The sequence below is a fragment of the Pantoea sp. ARC270 genome (genome assembly GCF_003236725.1).
GTDB classification, from domain to species: domain Bacteria; phylum Pseudomonadota; class Gammaproteobacteria; order Enterobacterales; family Enterobacteriaceae; genus Pantoea; species Pantoea anthophila.
In genome coordinates this window covers 1-17,719 of record NZ_PUGA01000055.1, presented here as the reverse complement: position 1 = coordinate 17,719, position 17,719 = coordinate 1, and the positions used below count along the sequence as shown (strand labels likewise).

Here is a 17,719-nt window from a genome sequence, read left to right as displayed (position 1 = left end):
GCCAGCGTGACCGCCGGACTGCGCAGCGTGATATTGCCGGGCAGCGTCACGCCGCCGGTCTGGAAATCGCTGCCGCCACCTGACGACCTGCCGCCCGTCGCGCCTCCGGCTGCCAGCATCCCGACCCAGGCTTCGCCATCCAGCGCAGGCAGATTCAGCACCATTCCGGCCTGGTCGGGCAGCTCGGGTTTCTTCTGTGCATCATTCAGCCAGATGCCGCGATCCACGCGCAGCGTCGGCTCCAGCAGCCAGCGGCTGTTAAAACGGTGGTTTGCGCTGACGCTGCCGCTGAGATCGAAGTGGTTCAGGTCGCCGCTGGCCTCAATGGTAACCGGCATCGTCTCACCGGCTTTCTTGTCGAGCGGTGCAGGTAAGCGACTACTCACTTCTTTTGCATTGCCGTTCAGGGCGACTTCATAGCGCGCTCCGCCATGATGGGGTAGCGTGATATCGACGTTCCCCTGCCAGGGCAGATGTCCTCCCAGTTGCTTACTGACGGCGGCCGGAATCGGGCTGATTCTGGCCGGTTGCCAGTCGCCCTGCAGTTTGACGTTAACGCCAAAATCATCCGGGTTCTCGGTGGTGCTGAACCGGACGCCCAGGGGCTGACCAAACCAGTTCGCCTGCAAATCTTCACTGGCCAGATTGCCGTTATCGTAACGGAAGCGGCCAGAGAGGTTAGCGATAGTCGTTTTTAACGGTTTGATAAACAGAGAGTTGTTATGCAGATCGACATTGCCGCGCGCGTGCACCTGCTTACCGTCCAGTGGAATATCGAGATTCAGATGCCCCCCTACGCCGCCCGTGATTTGCAGCTGCTCCAGGGCGGCACCCAGCGACGACTTCAGCGGAGTCTGCTGAAAATAGTCCGCAACCTGCGGGCCTTCGCCATGGATATCCCCATCGATGATCAGCTTCTCTTTCAGATAGTCAGGGATGACCGCGCTGACGTTGCGCGCTTCAACGTCACCCAGCCGGGCGAGCGGGGCATGCATCCACAGTCCGTCATTCAGGAAGTTGAGGTCGATATCCAGATTGCTGATCGCCGGCCATTTAGGCTGAAACGCGTAAGTCGCCTGGCGCAGCGGCACCCAGACCTGGAACATGCCATCGTTGTGTTTAAACGGGAACAGCGCCGGATTACCGGCAAATAGCAGCGTGGCGTTGTCGACTTTGCCCCCCTTCACGGCCCCGCTCAGATAGTGCGTGAGTCCCCTGCCCATCAGCGGCACCGGGAAATAGCGCCAGGCATCGCCTGCATCAGTGACCCGGATACCGGCCAGAATATCGAGACGCGGCTCCGCGCCACGGTTCTGCTGATAACTGAAGTCGCCCCGCGCCCGGAGTGAGCGCGCCTGCAGATCCAGATCCTCACCCGCCAGCGTCAGGCCATGTTCATCGCGCAGCCAGCGCAGCGCCCCGGTGACCCGTTTAATCTCCAGCGGTGCCTGGAACATGTCACCATAGGGAACGGTGGCGGTTCCCATCGCCACACTGACCTGACCATTGCTCAGACTGCCGCGAGCCTCCCCGCTCAACCGACTGATGCCCGGCAGCAGCTTCCACTGCTGCCAGCTGAAATCGTGCCATTTCACCTGCAGGCGGGTCTTTTCTGGCTGTTCTAACGGGATATCCAGCGCCAGTCCCTCAACGGTGCCCTGTGGCTGTAACTTCTGCCAGTTTTCAAACAGCGCCGGAGAGAGCGGTGCGAAAAGGGGAATAACAGGGGCAAGATGACGCAGCACCAGCTGTGTGGCGCGCACCCGGACCTCAGGCTGGCCGTCAGTGCCCGACATCTGCTTATCCTCAGGACGCCAGAGCAGGGAGAAGTGACCGGCGGGCCAGGTCTGGCCGTCGGTGCTGAGGCGGGTCTGCGGCACATTGACCACCCAGCCATTCCGGAAGCGCGACAGATGCGCGGTCAGCCCGTCAACCTCAATCCGGTGTGGTCCGCTCTCGCCCTGCCAGCTGGCACCGCCCTGACGCAACAGCAGATCGCCGGCATAGATGTCGCCATCGCGCAGGTTCACCCACGCCGCCAGACTGAAGCGGGCGCTGTCGAGCCGGGTATTGTCGCGCATCCAGCGACCCAGCCACGGACGCACATCGACATCGTCGGCCTGCATCCAGATACGCCCGTCATTCAGTAAACCGTTGCTGTCGTTGAGATCGAGCCGCACCTGAACCACACCGTGCTGGCCGGTAAAGCTCGACAGGCTCACTTCCCCTTCTGCCCGGTGGCGGGTTTTCTCATTCAGCCAGGTCAGGCGCGGAATGGCCAGCTCGGCATGCTGACCGGACGGCGTGCGGAAACCGATGGTGCTGTCGCGCAGGTCAAAGTGGTCAAACTGCCGCAGGAAAAGTTCGTTGATTTGCGCCGGACGGAAGCTGTTTTTCTCTTTATCGTTGTCGAGTAAGGGACGATTGGTGTCGAGATGCAGCTGCCAGAAAGTGAGGTCGCGGAACTGCCAGCGCCAGTGCAGCAGGGATTGCCAGACGTCGAGGGCAAGATTAATGCGTGAAATGGTGAGTTTGCCGTTCTCGTGGAGATCGACGCTGAGATCGCGAACCTGCAGGGTGGGACCGAAATTTTCCCATTTGCCCTGCAGCTGACTGGCGCTGACCGGAACGCCGCTGCGATCGGAGATAAATTGCAGAAGGTTGCTGCGATAGCTGTCGAGATGCGGCATCACCAGACGCAATCCGCTGACCAGCAGCGCGACAATCACGATGATTGCCGCGACCAGCAGTAACAAAATCCTCGGCAACTGCCTCACTCACGCCTCTCCTTGTGTTCCGCAAACGACGGATAGTTGGCTCTCGTACCCGACCGTCTTCAGACAAAAGCGGTAAAACACGCATTTTATCCCAAACAAGGGCGTTTTTTCAGCCCGGCAGCCGGAGAAACCAGTGCGCGGGCCGGCGTTACATCATGACAACGTCGAACTGCTCCTGAGTGTAGAGCGCTTCGACATGCACTTTAACCTGCTTGCCGACAAAGATTTCGACCTCCGCCAGGGCATGAGACTCATCGCTTTTCAGCGCCTCCCCCACCGTCGGCGAAACATAGACCAGGAAGCGATCGGAATCGTAGGCGTGATGAACGCGGACAATCTCACGCATAATCTCATAGCAGACCGTCTCAACCGTTTTCAACGTGCCGCGTCCCTTACAGACCGGGCAATCCTGACAGAGGATATGCTCGATGCTTTCGCGGGTTCGCTTGCGCGTCATCTCCACCAGCCCCAGCGCCGAGAAACCATTAATGCCGGTTTTCACCCGATCCTTACTGAGTGCGCTCTCCAGCGAATGCAGCACCCGGCGCCGATGATCTTCATTATTCATATCAATGAAGTCGATGATGATAATGCCACCCAGATTACGCAGTCGCAGCTGGCGGGCAATCGCCTGCGTCGCTTCCACATTGGTGTTAAAGATCGTCTCATCCAGATTGCGGTGGCCGACGAAGGCACCGGTGTTGATGTCGATGGTGGTCATCGCTTCGGTCTGATCGATGATCAGATAGCCACCCGACTTCAGTTCAACCTTACGATCCAGCGAGCGCTGAATTTCATTTTCGACATCAAACAGGTCAAAGATAGGCTGTTTGCCATTGTAGAGCTCCAGCTTACCCGCCATCTCCGGAATATATTCCGCAGTAAACTCCACCAGCATTTCACAGGTCAGACGGGAGTCGACCCGGATGCGATCCAGGGCGGCCCCGGCAAAATCACGCAGTATACGCTGCGCCAGCGCCAGCTCACCGTAGAGCAGGCAGCGGGTCTGGTTACGCTTTTTGCGTTCGCTGACTTTAGTCCAGAGACGCTTGAGAAACGCGGCGTCCTGCGCCAGCTCCTCTTCTCCAATCCCCTCTGCGGCGGTACGGATGATAAAGCCGCCCAGGTCGTCACAGTAGTCTGCCACCACCGCTTTGAGCCGCTCGCGCTCTTTTTCACTCTCAATGCGCTGAGAGACACCCACATGCGATGCCCCCGGCATAAAGACCAGATAGCGCGACGGCAGCGTGATGTCGGTGGTCAGCCGGGCCCCTTTGGTACCCAGCGGATCTTTGACCACCTGCACCACCAGATCCTGACCCTGGCGCACCAGCTCGGCGATGTCGCGAACGACAAAATTTTTCTTTTCGTCACCCGCGACACACTCGGTGTGCGGCATGATGTCTGAGGCGTGCAGAAAGGCGGCTTTTTCCAGGCCGATATCGACAAAGGCGGCCTGCATGCCGGGCAGTACACGGCTTACCCGTCCCTTGTAAATATTGCCCACAATGCCGCGCCGCGCCTCACGTTCAATGTGAATCTCCTGAAGGATGCCGCCGTCGATATAGGCAACCCGCGTTTCAGAAGGCGTGACGTTAACCAGTAATTCAGCCGTCATGGTGACCCCTTACGGCACGCAGTGACTGGAAATGGCTGAGTAACTCCGCTGTCTCAACCAAAGGTAATCCGACCACCGCGTGGTAGCTTCCATTAATTTTGCGGACAAAATTTCCGCCCCTGCCCTGGATTCCGTAGGCTCCCGCTTTATCCATCGGTTCGCCGGTCGCAATATAGTCGTCGATGTCGGTGGCGGTCAGGGTGCGGAAGGTCACATCCGTCGTCACCACGCAATCCAGCGCCTGCTGACGATCGGCCAGCGCCACCGCCGTCATCACCTGGTGCGACTGTCCGGAAAGTTTGCGCAGCATCTCGCGGGCATCCTCAGCATCGCGCGGCTTCTCCAGCACGCTGCCATTCAGCACCACGATGGTATCGGCGCCCAGCACCGGCAGATCCTGGGCGGCCAGTCTGACACCAGCCTGTGCTTTGTCATTGGCCAGACGGCGCACATAGGCCTCTGCCGCTTCATCCGGCTGACGCTGCTCTTCAACGTCCGTCACAAGGCGCTCGAAGGTCAGCCCAAGCTGAGTTAACAGCTCACGCCGACGCGGTGAACCGGAAGCAAGATAAAGGGTTACCATAAATTTCCTTATTGAACAGCGAACTGACGACGAATTTTTCTCATTAACAAGAATAGCCAGGGCCAGAGAATACCGTCGACAACACTGCTCCAGAAAATTTCAGGTCGGAATGAAACGTTGATTACCAGGAATTCAGCCCAGAAGACGATGACATCCATCGCCAGTGACAGCACCATAACCATTAACGCTTGCTGCCACAACGCTAAGTTGCGGAATAACTGGAACTTAAAGGCGATAAGGTAGGCGATGATGCTGAGCGCCAGGGCACGCACGCCGAGTGTGGACCCGGCGATCAGATCCATGATGGCACCGAGCATAAATCCGGTGCCAACATTGACCCGGTGCGGCAGTGCCAGCACCCAGTAGATCAGAATCAGCAGCAGCCATGAGGGGCGGAACATGTAGATCTCATCCGGCCACGGCATGATCTGCAGGATCAGCGCAACCAGGAAAGAGAGCCAGATGACCCAACGTCCCTGGCTGCGATATCGACTCAAGGCTGGCCCCCGCGTGAACGCGTGGTGCTGCTGCTCTGTCCGCTGCTGCTACCGGAAGGGGCCGGCGGGCCCATCTGTGCAGAAGGCGCAGGCGGCCCCATCTCCCCGGCAGGCGGTAACACCTGCGGCATCATCTGCATCAGACGCTCGTTCGCGACGCGATGCACTTCATCCTGCGGTAACGGCATATCGCCATTGCGATCCGCTCCCCACAGCAACAGCAGGTAGCGCAGACGCTGCAGACCGGCTGTCGGATGCGCCTGAATCACCGTGTAAGCGCGCTGGGTATCCACTTTAACAGAGGAGACCACACCCACCGGATAACCTTCAGGGAAACGTCCCCCGATGCCGGAGGTGACCAGCACATCACCGACGCGAATGTCTGTGTTGCCCGGCAGATGCTCAAGCTGAAGGTCTTCAGTGCAGCCGTTACCGGCGGCGATCACACGGATATCATTCCGCAGCACCTGAATCGGCAGCGCATGGGACGCATCACAGATCAGCAGAACGCGGCTGGTCAACTGCCCGACGGCGATGACCTGCCCCACCACGCCCTTATCACTGATGACCGGCTGACCTTCGTAGACACCGTTTACGCTGCCTTTGTCGATCACCACCTGGTCGGTGTAAGGGTCGGTGCCGGTAGAGATCACCTGCGTCACCATCTTTTGCTCATCCTGACGCAGCGGTGAACCCAGCAGTTCACGCAGGCGTGCGTTTTCCTGCTTATATTGCCCCAGCATTAGCAGGTTACTGTTTTTCAGGAAGAGCTCACGACGTAACGCTTTGTTTTCCTGCTCCAGTTGCTGACGGGATGCCAGCGACTCTGAGACGCCGTCCAGCAGCTGACGTGGCCCATTCGCCAGGAAGTAAAACGGACTGACCGACGTATCCAGATAGTTGCGTATTTGGGTAAAAGACCCCACACGACTGTCGGCGATAATGATGGCAATCGCCACGACAACCGCCAGGAAAAGACGCAACTGCAGGGAAGGCCCCCTGCTAAAAATCGGCTTCATATAATCTGCGTGATCCTCGACAACGGGTAAGGAAGCGGCGGCTGACCACCGCGCTTCCCTGGGCTGAACGCACTGTACCGGCCAGATTTCGCCGGTTCACATGCTACTCCCCTGCATGATCGTTGCGTTCTTAACCGGTTGAGGCAATTATTCTTCGCTGAACAAATCGCCGCCGTGCATGTCGATCATTTCCAGCGCCTTGCCGCCACCGCGTGCCACACAGGTCAGTGGATCTTCAGCAACCACAACCGGAATGCCCGTCTCTTCCATCAGCAGGCGATCCAGGTTGCGCAGTAATGCACCACCACCGGTCAGCACCATGCCGCGCTCGGAGATATCCGAGGCCAGCTCAGGCGGACACTGCTCAAGGGCAACCATCACTGCGCTAACGATACCGGTTAACGGCTCCTGCAGCGCTTCAAGAATTTCGTTGGAGTTCAGCGTGAAGCCACGCGGTACACCTTCTGCCAGGTTACGGCCACGCACTTCAATTTCGCGGACTTCATCGCCCGGATAAGCTGAACCGATCTCATGCTTAATACGTTCTGCCGTCGCTTCACCAATCAGTGAACCGTAGTTACGACGCACATAATTAATAATAGCTTCATCGAAGCGATCGCCACCAATACGGACAGAGGAGGAGTAAACCACGCCGTTCAGTGAGATCACCGCCACTTCTGTGGTACCGCCACCAATATCGACTACCATTGAACCGGTCGCTTCGGAAACAGGCAGGCCTGCACCGATTGCGGCAGCCATAGGCTCTTCAATCAGGAAGACTTCACGCGCGCCTGCGCCCTGAGCGGATTCACGAATCGCACGACGTTCTACCTGGGTGGCACCGACGGGAACGCAGACCAGCACGCGTGGGCTGGGACGCATAAAGCTGTTGCTGTGAACCTGCTTGATGAAGTGCTGCAGCATCTTTTCGGTAACGAAAAAGTCAGCGATAACGCCATCTTTCATCGGACGAATAGCGGCGATATTGCCTGGCGTACGGCCGAGCATCTGTTTGGCGTCATGACCTACGGCCGCGACACTTTTCGGCGAACCGGCACGATCCTGGCGAATAGCGACCACGGAAGGCTCGTTCAGCACGATGCCCTGTCCTTTTACGTAAATCAGGGTATTCGCGGTACCCAGGTCAATGGACAAGTCATTGGAAAACATGCCACGAAATTTTTTAAACATACTAAGGGATAATCCTGCAAGCTGGGGGCGGAAAATAAAATCCGCTTACTTTACCAACCACACGAAGCTGCCACAAGGCGCAAAAACGTTCTGCTTCGGTGAAAAAAGAGGCCTGATTGCGTTTAAGTCATCTGAACCCGTAGCAGAAATCGGCAGAATGGCGACCAGACGCCATCACTCCTGCTTTTCTCCGCCTTTTGCCTTTCCATTCCCGACATAAAATTTAACATTTCCGGCAGTCGGGTTATGGGTGCAGACGAGACTTAACATGACAAAAAAGCGCTAATTGCCGTCATCAGGACGGCAATTCATCAAATACGGTAACGTTGGGAATACTTCTTCACGTTACTGTTAACCGGAAGCGAAGGGGCAAAAAAATCACCCTGCCCGCCTGCTATACCCAGCGACACTAATGTTTGCCACTCCGATCGGGTGCGAACACCAGTGGCAAACACCTGAATGCCGGTGGATTTACAGACTTCCAGCAGACTCTGCACAAACAGCTGATTTTCAGTGCGCCGCTCAATGTTGCGCACCAAGCCGGCATCGAGCTTGATCAGCTCCAGCGGCAGCTGCCGGATATAGGCACTGCTCACCACGGTTAAACCGGCCTGATTCACCGCCACCCGACAACCAAACGCCTTAAGCGCACGGAATACTGGTGTTAAGCGGTTGATGTGTTGACAGACATCTGCCTCGGCAAGTTCAAATAAAAATCGTTTTCTTTGTCCTTTCGGGCACTGCAGCAGCATATTCTGCAGCCAGAGCACAAAGGGTCGTTGCAGGAGTGAGGACATCGTCAGCGGGATGACCAGGGTCTCTTCCGGCCAGAGTTCAGACAGGGCCGCAATGCGGGTCATCAGCTGGCGATCCCAGGCATCCGCCATACCCAGCTGCTGCACCAGCGGCATATATTCGGCGGCCAGCACCTCTTTGTCGCCGTCGAAGATGCGGGTCAGCATCACCCGGTGCTGCACCTTGCCTTCAATATTGACGGCAGGTTTGTGATAGAGCCGCGGACCACCCCGGCTGAGCGTATTCTCCAGCAGGGTACGCCAGCGTACACTCCCCCGCCCGGCGTCCTGCGGATTGCCTGCACCGTTGGTCCAGTTGTTGCCGCCCAGTAAAGCCGCGCGGCGGGTGGCCATTTCGGCATTCTCCATCACCTGCGGCACGGTCTGCCCGCTGTGCCACGCGCTGATGCCGATGTGAATCAAATCATCACGGTTCACCTGACGCATCGGCGGCAGTGAATCCACCGCATTGATCAGCTGGTCGGCAATGCTGTTCGCCTCTTTAAGGCTGCGATGCGGCAGCAGCACGGCAAAATCACTGCGGAAATAGCGCGCCAGCAGCGCCCCTGGGTAGCGCAGCACAAAGGTAGAGAGCATGTTGACGAAGTTAAAGAGGTACTCGTCGACCAGCGCGGGCTCCAGCGTCTCCTGCAGGGTATCCAGATCGGGCAGCCGCACCATCATCACCACGCCGTGGGTGCCCACATCTTCCTGATCTTCCAGCAGCGTCGCCAGCTGATTGTCGAAAAAGAGTCGGTTGTTGAGGCCGGTCCGGCCATCCTGGGCGGCAAAGGTGCGGATAAGCGTGTCGATACGCACACGCTGTTCGGCGGCTTCCTGCACATCCACCAGCAACAGATCCAGCGCGCGGCTCGCCCTGGGCGGCCACTCATCCACGCCGCGCTTCGGCATGACGCCGCGTTCGCCGTTGATAATCGCCTCGGCCCGCACTTCGAGATGCTCCATGCCACGCCACTGACGGCTGAGCCAGCGATGCATCATCAGCAGCATCAGACTCATGACCAGTATGATGGTAAACAGAATACCCAGCGTCGAGGTGCCGGTGATGGAGCGTAGCCAGGTTTTGGCAGGATCGAGGGTGACAACCCGCAGCTGTAAGCCGGTCTGATGCATCAGCGGCACCTCGAACTGGATAAAGCGGTTGGTTTCATCTTCCAGCATCGGGTTTTCATGACGGGAGAGCGTCAGGAGCGTCTGTCTGCCGTTGTGCAGTAAAATCTGCTCCGCATTCATGATTGGCATGATCGACGTGAGCCAGGTATGCAGCTGATCCGGGGTCTGGGTGAGCATCGCCTGATCCACCTGGACCGCCAGGATCTGTGCCCGATGTTCCACGCGCTGATGACTGAACCAGAAAAAACTGAATGCGCAGCCAGCCAGCATCAGTGACATGGCCAGCAGGCTAAGAAAGGTAATAAACGCAGATAATTTTGTGGTTAATCGCATCCCTGTGCCTGTATTACTGCGGTGATAACCGGATCACCCAACCTTGTACCGTCAGCCTGACGAAAACGCGAGCAAAATAGCATAATTTACCGCTGACGGCAGTGCCCGGACGCCAGAAGCCGAAGTATATCGTCGGGATTGTCTCGCTGACGTGAACCCCGGCACTTTTCAGTGCATTCTCATCGCCCCGCCCAGCCAGGAAATTTCACATTTTCGCAGCGAAAGTGGCCGACATCAGCGATAGTCATCATGCTGGTCGATAAGAATCTGTCTGGAGAAGGCCCATGAAACGTACACCCTGCCTGACTGAAGCCGACGTTACGCCGGAAAGCATCTTTAATATGAAGCGCCGCCAGGTGCTGAAAACGCTGGGGCTGAGCGCCGCGGCCATCGGCGTGCCTGGCGTGGCAAACGCCGACATTCTCAGCTGGTTCAAGGGAAACGATCGCCCGCCAGCGCCGGCAGGCCGCCCGCTGGACTTTACTAAACCGGCGCAGTATCAGGCCGATCTGACCCTGACCCCGGCGGATAAAGTCTCCGGCTATAACAACTTCTATGAGTTTGGCCTGGATAAGGCCGATCCGGCCGCCAATGCCGGCACGCTGAAAACCGAGCCCTGGAAGCTGACCATCGATGGGGAAGTGGCGAAGCCCGTGACCCTGGATATGGATGACATCTTTAAACGGTTCGCCATGGAGCAGCGGATCTATCGCATGCGCTGCGTGGAGGCCTGGTCGATGGTGGTGCCCTGGATTGGCTTCGAACTGAACAAGCTGATTTCGCTGGCCGAACCCACCAGCAAAGCGCGTTTCGTCGCCTTTCAGACGCTTTACGATCCTGAGCAGATGCCGGGCCAGAAAGATCGCTTTATTGGCGGTGGTCTCAACTATCCCTATGTCGAAGGTTTGCGTCTGGATGAGGCGATGCATCCACTGACGATACTGACGACCGGCGTCTATGGCAAAGCGCTGCCCCCGCAGAATGGCGCACCGATTCGCCTGACGGTGCCGTGGAAATATGGCTTTAAAGGGATCAAATCGATCGTAAAAATCACGCTGACCAGCAATCAGCCGCCGACCACCTGGAACCAGATTGCCGCAGATGAGTATGGTTTTTACGCCAACGTGAATCCCCACGTTAATCATCCGCGCTGGTCGCAGGTCACCGAGCGTTTTATCGGCCCTGGCGGCAGCCTGAAGGTCGAGCGTCAGCCGACCCTCCTGTTTAATGGCTATGGCGAGCAGGTCGCCTCGCTCTATCGCGGTCTCGATTTACGGGAGAACTACTAGGTGGTGCGCCTGTCGTTAAAACAGATAACCGGTTTAAAGGTGATCCTGCATCTGGCGGCCCTGCTGCCGCTGGTTTATCTGATTTTTGCCGCGATGCAGGGCGGGCTGAGTGCCGATCCGGCGAAAGATATTCAGCATTTTACCGGACGAATGGCGCTGAAACTGCTGCTGGGAACGCTGCTGGTCTCACCGCTGGCGCGTTACGGCAGACAGCCGCTGCTAATCCGCACCCGCCGCCTGCTGGGCGTCTGGACATTTGTCTGGGCCTCTCTTCATCTGCTGAGCTATTACCTGCTGGAGCTGGGTGCGGACAATCTGCGTCTGCTGGGCAGCGAGCTGATCTCCCGTCCCTATCTCACGCTGGGCATCATCAGCTGGTTTATCCTGCTGGCCCTGGCGGTGACCTCGTTTCAGCGCGCGCAGCGCAGGCTGGGAAAACGCTGGCAAACCCTGCACAACGCGGTCTATCTTGTCGCGATCCTGGTGCCGGTTCACTATATCTGGTCGGTAAAAATCCTGTCACCCCAGCCACTTATCTACGCCCTGCTTGCTGCGATACTGTTAGCCTGGCGTTACAAAAAGTTTCTCAAATGGTGGCCCCGCTAGGCTCTCACCCGTTGTTTTCCGCTGCTGTTTTCTGATAAAAGATGTGGCCCGCAGGCCACATCCGATCATCTTCGCAGATAAGACCAGTATTTTGCTGCGAAATGACACGAAACGGATATAATGCCCGGCTTTATTGCTCGTCGGGTCTTCTTTTTCACCGTGAAAGGTGACAAATGGAGATTCGCAAGGTATTTTACGCGATGCCTCAATGATTGCGGGAGATGGCAGCAAGATGGCGCATAAATTACATATTCTGCTTTTAAACGGACCCAACCTGAACCTGTTGGGAACGCGTGAACCTGAGAAGTATGGTCATACCACGCTGCGTCAGATCGTTGACGATTTAACGCATCAGGCAGACCAGCTGAATGTGGAGTTGAGCCACCTGCAAACCAACGCTGAATTTCAGCTTATTGATCGCATTCATGAGGCCAAAGGCAATGTGGATTACATCATCATTAATCCTGCCGCGTTTACCCATACCAGTGTCGCACTGCGTGATGCCCTGTTAGCGGTAGAAATACCGTTTATCGAGGTTCATCTCTCCAATGTGCATGCACGCGAGCCCTTCCGTCATCACTCCTATCTTTCTGATGTCTCTGCTGGCGTGATTTGCGGGCTTGGCGCTGACGGCTACACATGGGCTTTACAAACGGCAGTAAAACGCCTGTCTCAAACTAATTAATCAAACTGAGTACGGAACCCCACTCATGGATATTCGTAAAATTAAAAAACTGATCGAACTGGTTGAAGAGTCTGGCATTTCTGAGCTGGAAATCTCTGAAGGTGAAGAGTCCGTTCGCATCAGCCGCGCACCTGCAAACGCAGGTTACCCGGTTATGCAGCAGGCTTACGCTGCACCGGTACAACAGCCTGCGCTGGCCACCGCTGTGGCCCCTGTTGCAGCCGTTGCCGAAGCCGCACCGGCTGAGATCAGCGGTCACATCGTGCGTTCACCGATGGTAGGCACCTTCTACCGCACGCCGAGCCCGGATGCGAAAGCCTTTGTGGAAGTCGGTCAGAAAGTGAACGCGGGCGATACGCTGTGCATCGTCGAAGCCATGAAAATGATGAACCAGATCGAAGCTGACAAATCCGGCGTGGTGAAAGCCATTCTGGTTGAAAGCGGTCAGCCGGTCGAATTTGACGAGCCACTGGTTATCATCGAGTAACGGGGCAGATCATGCTGGATAAAATTGTTATTGCTAACCGCGGTGAGATCGCGCTGCGCATTCTTCGTGCCTGTAAAGAACTGGGCATCAAGACTGTTGCGGTTCACTCAAGCGCGGACCGTGACCTGAAGCACGTGCTGCTGGCAGACGAAACCGTCTGCATCGGCCCGGCGCAGTCAGTCAAAAGTTACCTCAACATCCCGGCGCTGATCTCTGCTGCAGAGATCACCGGCGCAGTGGCGATTCACCCAGGCTACGGCTTCCTTTCTGAGAATGCCGATTTTGCCGAGCAGGTTGAACGTTCTGGCTTTATCTTTATCGGTCCGAAAGCGGACACCATCCGCCTGATGGGTGATAAGGTTTCTGCGATCAACGCGATGAAGAAAGCGGGCGTCCCGACCGTCCCAGGCTCTGACGGTTCGCTGACTGATGATATGGAAAAAAACCGTGCCTTTGCTCAGCGCATCGGTTATCCGGTCATCATCAAAGCGTCCGGCGGCGGCGGCGGTCGTGGCATGCGCGTTGTGCGCAGCGACAAAGATCTGGAACAATCCATCAACATGACGAAAGCGGAAGCCAAAGCGGCTTTCAACAACGACATGGTTTACATGGAGAAGTATCTGGAGAATCCTCGCCACATCGAGATTCAGGTACTGGCCGATGGTCAGGGCAACGCCATCTATCTGGGCGAACGTGACTGCTCCATGCAGCGTCGTCACCAGAAAGTGGTCGAAGAGGCGCCAGCGCCAGGCATTACGCCGGAACTGCGCAGCTTTATCGGCAACCGCTGTGCCAAAGCCTGTATCGAAATTGGCTATCGCGGCGCAGGTACCTTCGAGTTCCTGTATGAAAACGGTGAATTCTACTTCATCGAGATGAACACCCGTATTCAGGTGGAACATCCGGTGACCGAGATGATCACCGGTGTCGATCTGATCAAAGAGCAGCTGCGCATTGCGGCTGGTCAGCCACTGTCGATCAAACAGGATGATGTGATCATTCGCGGACATGCGGTCGAGTGCCGTATCAACGCCGAAGATCCGGTAACCTTCCTGCCAAGCCCGGGTAAAATCACCCGCTTCCACGCGCCAGGCGGTTTTGGTGTGCGCTGGGAGTCGCACATTTACTCCGGTTACACCGTGCCGCCTTATTATGACTCTATGATTGGCAAGCTGATCACCTATGGCGAAACGCGTGACGTGGCGATTGCCCGCATGAAAAATGCCCTGGCGGAACTGATCATCGACGGTATCAAGACCAACGTCGACCTGCAGATGAAAATCATGTCCGACGAGAATTTCCAGCACGGTGGAACCAACATCCACTATCTGGAGAAAAAACTCGGCTTGCACGAGAAGTAATTGCAACGCTGAGTCAGTCAGAGGCCGGTTAATCCGGCCTTTTTCTTTTGCCGCTGGGCGTTAAGGTTGAATCATGGATGCTCGTTTTATACAGGCACATAAAGAGGCGCGCTGGTCGCTCTATCTCACCCTGCTCTGGCTCGCTGTCTGGGGGCTTTCCGCCTGGCTGGGTGGTAATGACACCGGTATCACCGGTCTGCCGCGCTGGTTTGAACTCTCCTGCCTGTTTGCCCCCCTGTTCTTCATTTTTTTGTGCTGGCTGATGGTGCGGGTGATTTTTCGCGACATGCCGCTGGAGGAGAAAAATGAACAGTGAAATTATCCTGCCGCTGCTGATCTATCTGGTGCTGATCGCCGCACTGTCGGTATTTGCCGTTCGCAAACGGCGTGAAGGCAGTTTCCTGACGGAATATTTCCTCGGCAGCCGCTCCATGGGCGGATTTGTGCTGGCAATGACCATCACCACGACCTATATCAGCGCCAGCTCATTTATAGGCGGGCCCGGTGCCGCCTATAAATATGGGCTGGGCTGGGTGCTGCTGGCGATGGTGCAGGTGCCCGCTGTCTGGCTTTCGCTGGGGGTGCTGGGGAAAAAGTTCGCCATCCTGGCGCGTCAGCACAATGCGGTCACGCTGAATGACATGCTCTATGCGCGCTATCGGAGCCCGCTGCTGATCTGGCTGGCGAGTCTGAGCCTGCTGATCGCGTTTATCGGTGCCATGACGGTACAGTTTATTGGCGGTGCGCGGCTGCTCGAAACCGCTGCCGGTATCCCGTATGACACCGGCCTGCTGATTTTTGGCGGCACTATCGCCCTCTACACCGCGTTTGGCGGCTTTCGCGCCAGCGTGCTTAATGACGCCATGCAGGGCGTTGTGATGCTGATTGGCACCTTCCTGCTGCTGTTTGCGGTGATTCATCAGGCGGGCGGCCTGAGCACGGCGGTTCAGAAACTGCATGACATCGACCCCGCACTGCTCTCACCGCAGGGGCCGGGAGAGGTTATCACCCCAACCTTCCTCAGCTCATTTATCGTGCTGGTCTGCTTTGGTGTTATCGGGTTGCCGCACACGGCGGTGCGCTGTATCTCCTACAAAGACAGTAAGGCTGTCCATCGGGCGATCATTCTGGGCACCATTGTGGTGGTGGTGCTGATGCTGGGCATGCATCTGGCCGGTGCACTTGGCCGGGCGGTACTGCCAAATCTGACCGTGCCGGACAGCGTCATTCCGACCCTGATGATTACCGTGCTGCCGCCGTTAGCGGCCGGACTGTTTCTGGCCGCGCCCATGGCTGCCATTATGTCGACGATTAATGCCCAGCTGCTTCAGGCGTCGGCGACGCTGATCAAAGACCTCTATCTGCGGGTCGCCCCGCACCAGATGGAAAATGAGGCGCGGCTGCGACTGTTATCTGGCACCATTACTTTCGCCCTGGGTCTCCTGCTGCTGATCGCGGCATGGAATCCCCCCGATATGATTATCTGGCTTAACCTGCTGGCCTTTGGTGGTCTTGAAGCGGTCTTCCTCTGGCCGCTGGTTCTCGGTCTCTACTGGGAACGCGCCAATGCCGCAGGTGCCATCACCGGCATGGTGGTGGGTGGTGGCTGCTATGCGTTTCTGGCGAGCCTGAAACTGCAGATTCTGGGCTTTCACCCCATCGTGCCCTCCCTGCTTCTTAGCCTGCTGGCATTTTTAGTGGGCAACCTGTTTGGACGCGCGCCGCAACCGGTCGACGCGCCGCAACATTGACGGAAAGAGAAACGTTATGCCGTGGATTCAAATCAAAATTAACAGCTCAGGTGAACACGCGGAAACGCTGAGCGATGCCCTGATGGATATCGGTGCGGTTTCAGTGACCTTCCAGGATACGCACGATACCCCGGTTTATGAGCCGCTGCCGGGTGAGACCCGCCTGTGGGGCGACACCGATGTTATCGGCCTGTTCGATGCTGAAACCGATATGAGCCTGATTACCGCCGAGCTGGCGCAGCATCCGCTGTTAGGCGCCGATTTTCGTCACCGGATCGAGCAGATCGAAGACAAAGACTGGGAGCGCGAGTGGATGGAAAACTTCCATCCGATGCGCTTCGGTGAGCGCCTCTGGATCTGTCCGAGCTGGCGCGATGTGCCGGATCCGGACGCGGTCAACGTCATGCTCGATCCGGGTCTGGCGTTTGGCACTGGCACGCATCCGACAACCTCCCTCTGCCTTACCTGGCTTGACGGGCTGGATCTGACGGGCAAAACGGTGATCGATTTTGGCTGTGGTTCGGGGATCCTGGCGATCGCGGCGCTTAAGCTTGGCGCGGCTCAGGCAATCGGTATTGATATCGATCCGCAGGCGATTCAGGCCAGCCGCGATAACGCTGAGCGCAACGGCGTGTCCGATCGTCTGTCACTCTATCTCCCCCACCAGCAGCCTGAAAACCTGCAGGCGGATGTGGTGGTCGCCAACATCCTGGCCGGTCCGCTGCGTGAGCTGGCACCGCTGATCAGCGTGCTGCCTAAGTCTGGCGGTCACCTCGGCCTGTCAGGCGTGCTGGAGAGTCAGGCGGAAGGTGTCTGCGAAGCCTATGAAAGTCAGTTCACGCTTGACCCGGTTGCGGTGAAAGAGGAGTGGTGCCGGATTACCGGCATCAAATCCTGAAGTCCGCCTCCGCCGTAGCTCACGGCGATGCCGCTAGCCGGCACATCGCGGCTAAACAGCACAATCAGCCAGCCCGCAGCGTAAGTTGCGGGCTTTTCCAGGCAGGCATGGAGAGTTGTACCGTTAATCACGGCATGTGACGTTTTTTATCTGGCGAATTGCCGTACTTTTCTGGAAAAACTTTTGTTCACAATTTCAGCATAAATCAGTAAATCATTGATATTAAAGTGTAATTAAAAACACACCCGATCATCACCCGGATTTCATTGATCTTTCTTGCTGATTGTTCAAAGTTTGGCCTTTCATCTTCCTGCAAAAATGCGTAATATACGCCGCCTTGCAGACACAGTATGGCCATTCTGACTTCATGCGTATTGGAAACCTCCAGCTGAGAAATCGACTGATTGCGGCGCCTATGGCCGGTATTACCGACAGGCCATTCAGGACGCTGTGTCACGAAATGGGCGCAGGTATGGCAGTTTCTGAGATGTTGTCTTCGAACCCCGAAGTCTGGGCCAGTGACAAATCTCGTTTGCGCATGGTTCACAGTGATGAGCCAGGCATTCGCGCCGTGCAGATTGCCGGTTGCGATCCCAGCGAAATGGCGCAAGCTGCACGCATTAATGTCGAGGCTGGTGCACAGGTTATCGACATTAATATGGGATGCCCTGCCAAGAAGGTTAACCGCAAAATGGC

At 56.9% G+C, this 17,719-nt stretch carries 16 protein-coding genes; 9 read left to right on the top strand and 7 right to left on the bottom strand.

Going from position 1 to position 17,719, the window contains the following annotated elements:
* The 7 genes from CKF42_RS19905 to csrD all read right to left on the bottom strand — a co-directional run.
* A partial coding sequence (locus CKF42_RS19905; protein WP_111209020.1) for a YhdP family protein occupies positions 1 to 2,777 on the bottom strand: 2,777 nt, incomplete at its 3' end.
* Between the two features lie 148 nt (positions 2,778 to 2,925).
* The gene (gene rng, locus CKF42_RS19900) at positions 2,926 to 4,395 is read right to left on the bottom strand and encodes a ribonuclease G (protein ID WP_009087509.1); all 1,470 of its coding nucleotides are present in this window, start codon (positions 4,393 to 4,395) and stop codon (positions 2,926 to 2,928) included.
* The gene (locus tag CKF42_RS19895; RefSeq protein ID WP_009087511.1) at positions 4,385 to 4,978 is read right to left on the bottom strand and encodes a nucleoside triphosphate pyrophosphatase; all 594 of its coding nucleotides are present in this window, start codon (positions 4,976 to 4,978) and stop codon (positions 4,385 to 4,387) included. Before CKF42_RS19895 ends, rng begins: the two co-directional genes overlap by 11 nt.
* Positions 4,979 to 4,986: 8 nt before the next feature.
* Positions 4,987 to 5,475, bottom strand: coding sequence for a rod shape-determining protein MreD (mreD, locus tag CKF42_RS19890; protein WP_009087513.1), 489 nt, complete (start codon positions 5,473 to 5,475; stop codon positions 4,987 to 4,989).
* A complete protein-coding gene (mreC, locus tag CKF42_RS19885; RefSeq protein WP_009087515.1) occupies positions 5,472 to 6,494 on the bottom strand; it encodes a rod shape-determining protein MreC in 1,023 nt (340 codons plus the stop codon). The genes mreD and mreC overlap by 4 nt, the downstream gene beginning before the upstream one ends.
* A 147-nt stretch (positions 6,495 to 6,641) precedes the next feature.
* Positions 6,642 to 7,685: a rod shape-determining protein MreB gene (gene mreB / locus CKF42_RS19880; RefSeq protein ID WP_003855260.1), complete on the bottom strand. Its 1,044-nt coding sequence runs from the start codon at positions 7,683 to 7,685 to the stop codon at positions 6,642 to 6,644.
* A 311-nt stretch (positions 7,686 to 7,996) separates the two neighbouring features.
* Positions 7,997 to 9,946 (bottom strand): RNase E specificity factor CsrD, encoded by a 1,950-nt coding sequence (csrD, locus tag CKF42_RS19875; protein WP_111209019.1) that lies wholly within the window; start codon positions 9,944 to 9,946, stop codon positions 7,997 to 7,999.
* A 284-nt stretch (positions 9,947 to 10,230) separates the two neighbouring features.
* Between csrD and msrP the strand changes: the two genes are divergently transcribed.
* The 9 genes from msrP to CKF42_RS19830 form a co-directional block, all read left to right on the top strand.
* A complete protein-coding gene (gene msrP / locus CKF42_RS19870) occupies positions 10,231 to 11,235 on the top strand; it encodes a protein-methionine-sulfoxide reductase catalytic subunit MsrP (protein ID WP_111209018.1) in 1,005 nt (334 codons plus the stop codon).
* A 3-nt stretch (positions 11,236 to 11,238) separates the two neighbouring features.
* On the top strand, positions 11,239 to 11,841 hold the full coding sequence (gene msrQ / locus CKF42_RS19865; protein WP_046102638.1) for a protein-methionine-sulfoxide reductase heme-binding subunit MsrQ: 603 nt from the start codon (positions 11,239 to 11,241) through the stop codon (positions 11,839 to 11,841).
* Positions 11,842 to 12,073: 232 nt separating this feature from the next.
* A complete protein-coding gene (aroQ, locus tag CKF42_RS19860) occupies positions 12,074 to 12,526 on the top strand; it encodes a type II 3-dehydroquinate dehydratase (protein ID WP_009087521.1) in 453 nt (150 codons plus the stop codon).
* 25 nt (positions 12,527 to 12,551) lie between these two features.
* Positions 12,552 to 13,013, top strand: a complete 462-nt coding sequence (gene accB / locus CKF42_RS19855) for an acetyl-CoA carboxylase biotin carboxyl carrier protein (protein WP_009087523.1) — start codon at positions 12,552 to 12,554, stop codon at positions 13,011 to 13,013.
* An 11-nt stretch (positions 13,014 to 13,024) separates the two neighbouring features.
* Positions 13,025 to 14,374: an acetyl-CoA carboxylase biotin carboxylase subunit gene (gene accC / locus CKF42_RS19850; RefSeq protein WP_009087525.1), complete on the top strand. Its 1,350-nt coding sequence runs from the start codon at positions 13,025 to 13,027 to the stop codon at positions 14,372 to 14,374.
* 73 nt (positions 14,375 to 14,447) lie between these two features.
* Entirely contained in the window at positions 14,448 to 14,690 is a 243-nt protein-coding gene (locus CKF42_RS19845) for a YhdT family protein (RefSeq protein ID WP_009087527.1), read from the top strand.
* On the top strand, positions 14,680 to 16,125 hold the full coding sequence (panF, locus tag CKF42_RS19840) for a sodium/pantothenate symporter (RefSeq protein WP_111209017.1): 1,446 nt from the start codon (positions 14,680 to 14,682) through the stop codon (positions 16,123 to 16,125). The genes CKF42_RS19845 and panF overlap by 11 nt, the downstream gene beginning before the upstream one ends.
* Before the next feature lie 16 nt (positions 16,126 to 16,141).
* Complete coding sequence (prmA, locus tag CKF42_RS19835) at positions 16,142 to 17,023, top strand: 50S ribosomal protein L11 methyltransferase (RefSeq protein ID WP_111209016.1); 882 nt, start codon at positions 16,142 to 16,144, stop codon at positions 17,021 to 17,023.
* Between the two features lie 367 nt (positions 17,024 to 17,390).
* Positions 17,391 to 17,719: tRNA-dihydrouridine synthase (locus tag CKF42_RS19830; protein WP_199559893.1), on the top strand; the 329-nt coding region annotated here is incomplete at its 3' end.

Coding starts and splice junctions, on each gene's coding strand:
- CKF42_RS19845 (WP_009087527.1), top strand. CDS start 14,448: ATGGATGCTCGTTTTATACAGGCACATAAAGAGGCGCGCTGGTCGCTC.
- csrD (WP_111209019.1), bottom strand. CDS start 9,946: ATGCGATTAACCACAAAATTATCTGCGTTTATTACCTTTCTTAGCCTG.
- rng (WP_009087509.1), bottom strand. CDS start 4,395: ATGACGGCTGAATTACTGGTTAACGTCACGCCTTCTGAAACGCGGGTT.
- msrP (WP_111209018.1), top strand. CDS start 10,231: ATGAAACGTACACCCTGCCTGACTGAAGCCGACGTTACGCCGGAAAGC.
- mreC (WP_009087515.1), bottom strand. CDS start 6,494: ATGAAGCCGATTTTTAGCAGGGGGCCTTCCCTGCAGTTGCGTCTTTTC.
- panF (WP_111209017.1), top strand. CDS start 14,680: ATGAACAGTGAAATTATCCTGCCGCTGCTGATCTATCTGGTGCTGATC.
- prmA (WP_111209016.1), top strand. CDS start 16,142: ATGCCGTGGATTCAAATCAAAATTAACAGCTCAGGTGAACACGCGGAA.
- CKF42_RS19895 (WP_009087511.1), bottom strand. CDS start 4,978: ATGGTAACCCTTTATCTTGCTTCCGGTTCACCGCGTCGGCGTGAGCTG.
- accC (WP_009087525.1), top strand. CDS start 13,025: ATGCTGGATAAAATTGTTATTGCTAACCGCGGTGAGATCGCGCTGCGC.
- aroQ (WP_009087521.1), top strand. CDS start 12,074: ATGGCGCATAAATTACATATTCTGCTTTTAAACGGACCCAACCTGAAC.
- mreB (WP_003855260.1), bottom strand. CDS start 7,685: ATGTTTAAAAAATTTCGTGGCATGTTTTCCAATGACTTGTCCATTGAC.
- accB (WP_009087523.1), top strand. CDS start 12,552: ATGGATATTCGTAAAATTAAAAAACTGATCGAACTGGTTGAAGAGTCT.